The organism is Frankia umida, from assembly GCF_023242945.1.
In the GTDB taxonomy this organism is placed as follows: Bacteria; Actinomycetota; Actinomycetes; order Frankiales; family Frankiaceae; genus Frankia; species Frankia umida.
Genome location: NZ_JALKFT010000032.1, coordinates 48319 through 57811 on the forward strand (window position 1 = coordinate 48319; position 9493 = coordinate 57811).

Below are 9493 nucleotides of genomic sequence, written 5' to 3' on the forward strand. Positions count from 1 at the left end.
GGCTCCCTGCGCACCCTGGGCTCCCTGCGCACCCTGCGCACCCTGGGCACCCTGCGCACCCTGGTAACCCCGAGGACCCTGCGCACCCTGAGCTCCCTGCGCACCCTGGGCTCCCTGGGCACCCTGCGCACCCTGCGCACCCTGGTAACCCCGAGGACCCTGAGCTCCCTGGTAACCCCGAGGACCCTGCGGACCCTGGTAACCCTGAGCGCCCTGAGCACCCTGGTAACCCCGAGGGCCCTGAGGACCCTGAGGACCCTGAGGACCCTGAGGACCCTGAGGACCAGGGCACTTGTCGAAGAACTCGTCCTTGCAGATGTCCTTCCGGTCGAAATCGATGTTCGCCAGCTGTGGTGTGGCCCCGCTCAGCGCTCCATACGACCCAGGAACTCCGGCGACCGCCACGGCCTGGGCTGACACCGCCTGCCCGATCGCCAGGGGCACAAACACACTTGTGGTCGCAGACACCATGAATGCCGCCCGGACAAGTTGCTTCTTGAGCAACACATGGTTCATTCCTGCCTCCAGGTACGAGAAATTTTGACACAGAGAGAACTCGGGCCGCACCAGCACTGCACAGCCATCGCGTACGAAATATCAACATAAGGACAGCGACTACCGAAAATAAATCGGACAGGATGGCGGAATCGCGATATTTTTACCACCATGACGAGTCCGCCACGGCCATGCGGAAGACTTCCGAGGAATCCGTGATCCGAAATAATCCTTCCGCAGCTCCTCGAAATCCTCCGACATCACCAGCGACCTAGCCGCAGTCCCGGTAACGCAATGGATACCAGATACAGAGATCGCCGATGGAGCAACACGCCGACCCGCTTTCGATCACACATCAGCGCCGGCCACGAGAACAACGCGGAGCGTTCCACGCCTTTCATGGATTCAGGGGGGCGTGAACGCCCGCACGGATCGACTGCCGCCCGTACGGCCGTCACCCGTACTACCACAGCATCGCCAACGAGCCCGACTCCGTACCGAGGGGCAAGAATCACCCGAGTCACTCATACGATGCCCATCGGGTGAGTGGCGGGTTTCGGTCAACGAGGCACCACACCGGCCACACCTCGTCACCACGAGGCGCCGCATGTTGTCCGACGATCAGCAACATCCCGCTGTCTCCGCCCACGGCAAGGGCCCGGGGACCGTGTCGCCCGAGCGCGGCCGGTCCACTGGGGTCCAGGCTGCGGGTCACAAGGCACAGGTATGCCAGCGCCGCCTGGCCGCTGGGGAAATGCCCGCGTTCCCTACTCGCCCGTCTCCACGGCGCCGCCCGCCCACGGCAGCAGGCCGCGGGCGGGTGAGCACTCCCGGACCGCCGGCAGCACGTCCCGGGCCAGCATCTCGAGCTCTTGGACAGTGGGCACCGCGAGCAACAGCGCGGTGGCCCGCGAGCCCTGTCGGGGACGGCGGCACGCAAGCGGCAGTCGATGGACACTACCGATCTTTCGCAACACCAACAAAACTAGCTGGTATTGCTTACCATTGTTAATGACAACTATGCGGGTGAAGAAGGGTGTCACCCGGCACTGCCAGGCCGGTGTGTGAGCAGCCGCAGCGCCGAGAGTGCGGTGGCGGCGCTGAGCCCGGCGGCGGCGAGCAACGCGATGCGGTAGCCGCGCACGATCGCGACCGCGGCCGAGCACCCGTGCGGGGAGGTGGCGTCGGTCGTGTCACGCGCCAGACCCGGTCCACCTCGGACTGTAGGTAGCCGTTTTTCGGCCCGCCAGCACGGCTTCTGAGGTGCCCGGCGCGGCGAGCCAGGTCCATGTTGATCGCCACGAACAGTCGCCGAAGATCCGGAGCCGTGCAGAGGCAACCGTACTCGAGGATCAGGCTCCGGCCGGGGTCCTTCGTCATCCAGACGAAAGGTGCTCTCGACAACGAGCCGACCGGACCACCGAAAGTGAGTCGGAGCCGTTCGGGACACAGATCCCAGGCCGTCCCTACGGCTGCGGATGGGTGCTGAAGAACCGCCAGATGACCTGCGTCGCGTTGAGTGCGGTGGACGGTGGGTCGCTGTTCAACAGCTTCTGCGTGAGGACGTTTGGCTTCGCGCCGGGCCACTGGTGCCCGGCGCCGACGATCGTGATGAGCTCGACGCCGCGGTGGTCGGCGCAGGTCGCTTCGGAGATGGTCACCACACCGGCGGTGGTGATGGTGGGCGTGGTGCAGCGGTCGGTCCGGAGCCAGACGGCGTTCAGGGTGGGGACGGCCGGCCCGTCGATGGTCGTGCCGCGGTTGTGGCCCGGTCCGCCGTTGTAGGGGATACGGATGTCGGCGGTGCCGTGGATGTGGATGACCGAGATGGGCGCGGGCGACGGGCAGTCGGCCAGCTCGGTGGCCGAGTCGGGGCCGATGGCGGCGAAGATCTGGGTTCTGCAGGCCAGCGTGTAGGCCATGATGCCGCCGTTGCTGATCCCGGTGGCGTACACCCGTCGTGGATCGATCGGGGTCTCGTGTTCGATGGTCGTGACCATGCGGGTGAGGAAGGCGAGGTCGTCGACGTTGTCGCGGGCTGGTTCGCCGCAACAGCCGCCGCCGCCAACGTTCCAGGCCCGGTTGAGGCCGTCAGGGTAGGCGACGAGGAAATGCCCGCTGTCGGCTTCGGTGTCCCAGCCGTACGACTTCTCGGCCTGGTTGCCGTTGCCGTAACCGCCGTGCAGCATCACGACAAGCGGCGCCGGACCGGTCATGGTCTCCGGGCGGTACAGGTGGAAGGTACGGGTAACGCCGCTGACGGTGAGGGTCTGGGTCGAGGAGCCGGGCGGGATGGCCTGGGCGCCTGCGGAAGTCGTGGACGCCCCGGCCGGGACACCGGTGGACGACGACCCGCAGCCGGCCAGGACAAGCATCATCAACGCAAGTGTGATCGATGCCGAGGACCGCCACCAACGACAGAAGTCGAGTACGGCAGCCGACACGGATGGCGGTTTACGGTAGGAGAACTGTCGATCTCGACAAAGCATGCCAACCCTTGCGGTTGAGTAGCCATCCCGGCCGGCACCTGCGGTGCCGACGTTTGAAACGCACCAGTCGGTGCCTGTCCGCCCGCTGTCCCGATGGTCAGGAGCCGCGGAGACATGCCTGCGGGCCTTCGGCGGCAAGGGTGGACAGCGAGCAGAGGGCTGACCGCGGGTAGTAGTCCTTCATGACGGCCGCGGCCGAGGCCGGTCTGTTGTCAGATGGCACGTTCTGGACCGACTCCTCGAACTCGCCGCCGAGAAGGTTACGAAACAGCAGGATGTGCTGGGCGGTCGGGTGTGCGTTGGAGAACGGTACGAACGTGGCTCCCGGGATGTTCTCGATCGCCGATCGCTGCGCCTCGGTACCAACCACGAATGTGTAGTAACCGGTCACGTCGAGCCTGGTCCTGTAGTCGGCCCGGCAGCCGTAGTCCAGGCTGCCATCGGGCAGGGTGTTGACGACGACTGGCAGAGGCGGGATGGCCAGGTTGTCGCACAACGACCAGTAGCGGATGTCCGAGGTGGCGGAAGGCCACGGTATCGGGTCGTTGGACTGCGGTGTTCGCGGAGCCTTCCCCCGGATGACGAGAACCGTGTTGCCGGTGGGTGGGGTCAGCTTTTCCGACAGGTAGGCGTTGTCCGGGTTGGGAAACAGACCGCCGGTGCCGGAGGAGCCGCGGGCGAACTGGGGTCCCGCGGAGTCCGCCGCGCTCGACACCGTCGCCCCTGCGGCAGCGGTGGTGGTGGTGGTGGGCGGGTCGGACGACAGGGTGGAACCGCAGACGGGTGGGGTGACCGACGTGCCGTCCTGGTCGAATGTCAGGGTCGGCAGGGGGATGCTGGAGGGGTTACCGTCGGCCGGCAGATAGGCGCGGTAGATGAGATACCCGGTCCGGCCGGACCGAGTGCCGGCGGGAGCGAGAGGCACGGTGTTGGTCTCACCGGTCGCCGCGTTCGGGCTCAGGGTGACGGTGAAGTGTCCGCCGGGCACGGCGGTCTGTTGCCAGGGATTGATGCTGCCCGCGTCCGGTGCTGTCAGGTAGTCCGGCAGGCTGGAGCTGACGCCGTTGGTCATGAAAGGCGATCGGTTGCTGTCATAGACCGTCAGGGATGTGTAGCGCGCGTCGGCATACGAACCCGAGACGGTGACCTGTAGGCCGTCCTGCACGGTGAACGGGGTCGTCCAGTAGGTGGCGCCGCTGTCCGGGAAGGCCACGTTGGCGGTGGAGGGCGTGGTCTCCAACCGCCACACGCAGGCGGGCGTGATCAACGTCGGCGTCGCCGCGCTGGCCAGCGCCGGCATGGCCAGGACGGTCGCCGTGATCGTCGTCAGGCTCAGCCACCCACCACGCCGCAGCCGCAGCCGCGATGTGCTCACAGCGAGCATCTCCAGGCGACCGAGCCGTCGATCGTGGTGCCGCCGGGGGTCTGCCCGGCGACGGTGAAGGAGCCGCCGCCGGTGGTGACAGTGGTCGGCACCGGCGCGGTGGTTGGTGGGTCTGCGATGACATCCCATCACTGCAACTCCTCGGAACTCTCGGAAGCGGTGGATTCTCCACGTCCAAGACTGCTTCCCCTGGATTCGAAGCAGTTGCACGTTCTGTTCGAGTTGCATGTGAGCGCTGCATCGAGGCCAGCCTGTCCTGGCAGTACCTGAAACCCGACCTGGCCAGGTGGGCCGCCAAGGACCCGCCGCCGATCCGACCCTTAGGGCGAGGACCCGTCGGCGTGGGCGAACATGTTGCCGATGTACTGGTGCGGGTCGCCACCAAACAGAAAGTAGGAGTAGCCCGGCTGGTTGGTCCGTCGGCCGGTCGGCGGACTTATCCGAGCAGGACGATCAACCCGACGAGGACGCTGATTTTCAGAACGAGCAGCATGTCGGCTGCGCGGCCGTCGACATGCCGGATGTTGATTGTTTCCAGTACCCGCGGCACCGCCACTCGCATCCGTGGCCACATCAGGACGGCCGCGCCGGCGCCGACGCAGGCGACGGCAATCTGTACTCGCAGCGACCCCGGAGCGTACGCGCCGGTAATCGCCGTCGCCACCACCAGCGCGAATACCTTGATCGCCGCGAACTGTGCGAGGGTGGACCGCGACCGCAGCAGGACGGCGGCCAGCGTTGCCGACAGGGCCAGGGTGACAAGCGCCGTCACGGCGGTATGCGGGTCCACCTCAATCCTGGCCAGCCCCGAAACGTGGAGACGGGCAACGGTCTGGTCGACCGGGATCAGCCACAGCAGGCCGACCGTAACCGCGGCGAGCACCGCCTCGGTGCCCCACAGGACGAGCAGGGCGGCCGGGACGAGCAGGAGCCGCCGGCTCACGATGGCCGGTGCGAAGGCGCGCCTGTCCGCCGCCGGGTCGGTGTTCAGGCCAGTACCGGAGCCGTCGACGCATCCGGCAGGGGAGGTATGTGTGTCCGAGCGGGCCATGTCAGATGCCTCCACATGACGGGTGGGCGGCCATCAGCAGGTCGAACGCGGCGCCGCTGATCGACATCTGGACCCGCACGCCCTGGCCACTCGGCGTGACGGTATCGAGGTGAGCGCCGAACGGAACACCGTCGAACGAACTCATGCCGTTACCGAGCACTCCCAGGCAGGCCAACCGGGTGGCGAGGCGGTGCTCGACGAGCCGGACGAGCAGGCGGTCGGTCACCACCAGGACGGTGACGGTCAGCACGACGACGCCGACCACCAGCCGGAACCGGTGGCCCGGCGGGCGGGCCGGCACGGGAAGCTCCACGGTGTAGGCCGACATGGGACCAGCTGACCACGCCAACACTCGAGTTCGATGTCAGCCACATTGGCGTTCCGTCTGCCCGGCCGACGCCGCCGTGAACGTGACTGTCGCCGGCGAGTGGCGGATCTTCCGGCCGGTCCGGCCCACCGCCGCCAGCGCCGCGCCGCCCGATCCCGCCGTCTCGACGTCGAAGTCGTGGAAACGCAGCTACATGCGACTGACAGTTCTCACACGGCACGCACATCCGGGCCGGCCAGGCTGCGCAGTCGCATCCGAACCCAGCCGGAAGGTCCACACCACCATGTCGCACCTGCTCGATCCGTCCGCGCCGCCTGATCCCGCGCGCCCCGCCGATACCGTCCACTCGGGGTCGCGCCGGGCACCGATCGCGGTCGCCGTGACGGCGGTGGTCGTGGTGGTGGTGCTCGCGTTCGCCGCAGCCGCGATGACGCTGGTGGACCGGGTTGTCTCGACCGGTTCGCCGACCACGCGGGGCGGCGCACCCGGTGCGGGCACCACTGCCACTGGACCCTCGGCCGGCACGACAGGTCCAAGGGGTACGGCCACCGGCGGCACACCGGACGAACGTCCGGCCATCGCTGTCCACGGGTCGAACCTCGCCGATCCGTTCGTGCTGACCGTCGCCGGGGTCAGTTACGCCTACGGGACGAACACCCCGAGCGGGGGGAACGTCCCGGTGCTGCGCAGCACCGGGATGCAGACCTGGCAGTCGGTCGGGGACGCGTTGCCGGCCCTGCCCCGGTGGGCCGCCGCCGGCCAGCTCCTGACCTGGGCCCCGGCCGTCAGTCCCGTCGCCGGCGGCTTCGTCCTTTACTACAGCGCCCGCATGAGCGCCCTTGGCATCCAGTGCGTTTCGGCCGCGAGCTCGACCTCACCGGCCGGCCCGTTCGTCGATGTCTCCGCCGCGCCGCTGATCTGCCAGTCCGAGACGGGAGGCAGCATCGACCCGAGTCCTTACACGGCCGGGACCGACCGCTACCTGACCTGGAAGAGCGAGGGAATCCGGGCCGGGCACGTCCCGACGTTGTGGGCCGCGCGGATGAGCGCGGACGGCCTCGGTCTGGCCGGCCCGGCGGTGGAACTGCTCCATCCCGGCCTGCCCTGGCAGCACGGCGTCGTGGAGGGCCCGGCGATGCTCGCCCGCGGCGGCCGGTTCGATCTGATCTACTCCGCCGGCGACTGGCACAGCCCCGACTACGTCACGGCGACCGCCGCCTGCGCCGGGCCGCTCGGCCCCTGTACCGCGGCGCCCGAACCGTTCCTGCGCACCGGGAACGCGGGTGTCGGGCCGGGCGGAGCCGAACCGTTCGTCGACGCCGACGGGAACTGGTGGCTCGCCTTCCACACGTGGAACCGGAAAGATCCCGCGTCATCCCCCCATGCCGGCCGCCAGCTTGTCCTGGCCCCGCTGTCCTCATCAGGCCCGCCCGCCGTGCTGCCCGCGCCCCGCGTGCGCATCGGCCGCGCGGTGACCCGACTCGACGCGGCTGGGTGAATGCGTCGAGCTGGTGGCGGAGCATGTCCAGCCGCCTGCGACCAGGGCTGTACGCGTAGGAGCGGATGCCCTCGATGGCCTCACGCGGGCGGCTGTCGGTGGAAGCCTTCTGTTCGAACAGCGGCAGCACCCGCTCGGAGGGGTCGGCAGCCCAGGTGCCGAGAAGTCGACGGTCTTCCTCGCTGATGGTCACCTTGTGCACCGGCGCGTCCTGCCGGTTCTGATGCTCCCCGTTGCTTCCAGCCGCGTCTCTGACCGCGTCGGCTTCACCCCGATGGGCCACCGCGTCCAGCCTGCGGGGGTGACCCACCCAGCCAGGGCCGTGGGGCTACCCGGCTCTCTGACAGAGTGGTCACCATGGTCACCGAGGTCACCGTCGACGCGTCGAACGCCACCCAGTTCGCCAGCTGGGACGGCGAAGGAGGCGCTTTCTGGGCCGTCCACGCCGATCGCTTCGATGAGGGAGTCGCCGCCTACCGTGACCGGTTTCTGGCCGCGGCCGCGATCGAGGAGACGGCCACCGTGCTCGATGTCGGGTGCGGGAGCGGACGGATGGCCCTGGACGCCGCCCGCCGCGCCACCGCCAGATCTGTCCTGGGTGTGGACCTGTCCACGGAGATGCTCAGGCTGGCCCGTCGGCGCGCCGAACGCGAGCACGTCACAAACGTGACCTTCGAGCAGGCCGACGCTCAGATCCACCCCTTTCCCGCCGGGGCCTTCGACGTCGCTGTGAGCCGGCACGGGGTGATGTTCTTCGGCGATCCGGTCGCCGCCTTCACCAACCTCGCGCGCGCCCTGCGCCCCGGCGGGCGCATCGCCCTGCTGACCTGGCAGCCGTTCGAGCGCAACGAGTGGCTCCAGGCATTCTTCGTCTGTCTGGCCGCGGGCCGTGACATCGCTGTCCCACCGTCGGACGCGCCGAGCCCGTTCGCCCTCAGCGACCCCGACCGGATCCGGTCGCTCCTGAACGCAGCCGGGTTCTGCGACGTCCAGATGGAGGGCCTCGCCGAGCCCATGTACTTCGGCCGTGACCCCGATGACGCCTTCCGGTTCGTCTCCGCCCAGCACGCCGGACTGGTACGCGACCTCAGCCCCGGCGCCAAAAGCCGCGCACTCGACGATCTGCGAGCCAACCTGGCCAAGCACCACACCGAACGAGGCGTCCGGTACGACTCGGCCGCCTGGCTCATCCAGGGCCGCCGCGACTGAAACAACTCGGAGTACGACCCAGGCCAAACCATATGTTGATCAGGTCAGCCTCGGTAGCAGCCTTCCTCCTTGTCTCCAGGCCAACCCGACCCGTAGACGAGCTGAAACGGGAGAATTGGCTCCCTGGTGCCACCGACCCAGGGAATAACAAGGCTGGACAGAGGCCCCAGGGTTGGTCCGTGGCTGCTTCCAAGAAATGTGCTATCGCCTCGGATGACCACATCTTCGATCCCGACCGGAAGGGAAACACTGATCTCATGGGCGGAAGGCTCTTGGACGGGGCGCAGGTGCCATACATGGCGTAGGGTCGCCGCCTGCTGTCGAGGCGCGAAGGCCCCGACAGGAACGGAGACCTCTGGCTGCGATTCGGACGTGAAATTCACGGGGTGGTTCGGGAAGGCGCGGCAGTATCTGATGAAAGCGGTAGGGTCGCGAAGAACCAGGCCGAGCAGAAACGGCGCTGCAGGGAATGCCATCAGGATGCCCGGCGACTCGCGGCTCTCAAGAAATCGGGCGAGTTCGTCCAGCGGACGTGCGTCGCATGGGGTGGGGTGGATCTCTTCGGCGCGGTGCCCGGGTAGTTGGAGTGCGTTACGAAGATGGGTTCGGAGGCAATGCAATGTAGGGGGCGAAGTCGTCGGCATCGTCGAGCCGGGCGATCTGCCCGAGCATGGCGGCGAAATGGCCGCGATCGAAGCCCGGATCCGCCGCACGATCAGCTCGGTCCGGAGTTCGGTCGCGATCTCGAGACCGTCTGCCCGATACGCCACGATGACCGCGTCGACGGCGGCTGGGAAGTCCGCGCGTCGGTCCCAGTCTGCGAAGAGGTCGACGTCCTCGCTCGGCCGCTGGAGGATTCCGTGGGCCGCGACGGCGTGGCCGCCGGCGAGAGCAAAGCCATACGGGCCGCCGACCCGGAGCCCGATCCGAGCGAGCCGCAGGTGGATCGGTGGGGACTGGGCCTTGACATCCTCCCCGGCCTGAAGACCGGGGATTCCCACCCTCGCGGGCAGGTTTTCCTGTTTCACTGACAGACGCC

At 68.1% G+C, this 9493-nt stretch carries 8 protein-coding genes and 1 pseudogene; 3 read left to right on the forward strand and 6 right to left on the reverse strand.

Annotated features, from left to right (window positions below):
* The coding region (locus tag MXD59_RS21870) for a hypothetical protein (RefSeq protein WP_248826498.1) at positions 1–417 on the forward strand (417 nt) is incomplete at its 5' end.
* A gap of 1544 nt (positions 418–1961) precedes the next feature.
* Here the strand turns inward: MXD59_RS21870 and MXD59_RS21880 are convergent.
* The 4 genes from MXD59_RS21880 to MXD59_RS21895 all read right to left on the reverse strand — a co-directional run bounded on the left by MXD59_RS21880 (position 1962) and on the right by MXD59_RS21895 (position 5747).
* Entirely contained in the window at positions 1962–2873 is a 912-nt protein-coding gene (locus tag MXD59_RS21880; protein WP_248826499.1) for an extracellular catalytic domain type 1 short-chain-length polyhydroxyalkanoate depolymerase, read from the reverse strand.
* A 208-nt stretch (positions 2874–3081) separates the two neighbouring features.
* Positions 3082–4359 carry a hypothetical protein gene (locus tag MXD59_RS21885; RefSeq protein WP_248826500.1) on the reverse strand — a complete coding sequence of 426 codons (1278 nt, stop codon included), beginning with the start codon at positions 4357–4359 and terminating at the stop codon, positions 3082–3084.
* A gap of 445 nt (positions 4360–4804) precedes the next feature.
* Positions 4805–5419, reverse strand: coding sequence for a histidine kinase (locus MXD59_RS21890; protein WP_248816257.1), 615 nt, complete (start codon positions 5417–5419; stop codon positions 4805–4807).
* 1 nt (position 5420) lies between these two features.
* The gene (locus MXD59_RS21895; protein WP_248826501.1) at positions 5421–5747 is read right to left on the reverse strand and encodes a hypothetical protein; all 327 of its coding nucleotides are present in this window, start codon (positions 5745–5747) and stop codon (positions 5421–5423) included.
* A 427-nt stretch (positions 5748–6174) separates the two neighbouring features.
* On the opposite strand from MXD59_RS21895, the gene MXD59_RS21900 reads away from it, so the two are divergent.
* Positions 6175–7245 (forward strand): glycoside hydrolase family 43 protein, encoded by a 1071-nt coding sequence (locus MXD59_RS21900; RefSeq protein WP_372512168.1) that lies wholly within the window; start codon positions 6175–6177, stop codon positions 7243–7245.
* Between the two features lie 64 nt (positions 7246–7309).
* Here MXD59_RS21900 and MXD59_RS27490 read toward each other — a convergent pair.
* Positions 7310–7555 (reverse strand): annotated as a pseudogene (locus MXD59_RS27490) (putative immunity protein); the annotation flags it as partial.
* 47 nt (positions 7556–7602) lie between these two features.
* Here MXD59_RS27490 and MXD59_RS21905 point away from each other — a divergent pair.
* Complete coding sequence (locus tag MXD59_RS21905) at positions 7603–8454, forward strand: class I SAM-dependent methyltransferase (RefSeq protein ID WP_248826503.1); 852 nt, start codon at positions 7603–7605, stop codon at positions 8452–8454.
* A 44-nt stretch (positions 8455–8498) separates the two neighbouring features.
* Here the strand turns inward: MXD59_RS21905 and MXD59_RS27815 are convergent.
* Positions 8499–9493, reverse strand: a 995-nt coding sequence (locus MXD59_RS27815) for a nucleotidyl transferase AbiEii/AbiGii toxin family protein (protein WP_248826504.1), incomplete at its 5' end; no start/stop codon positions are given.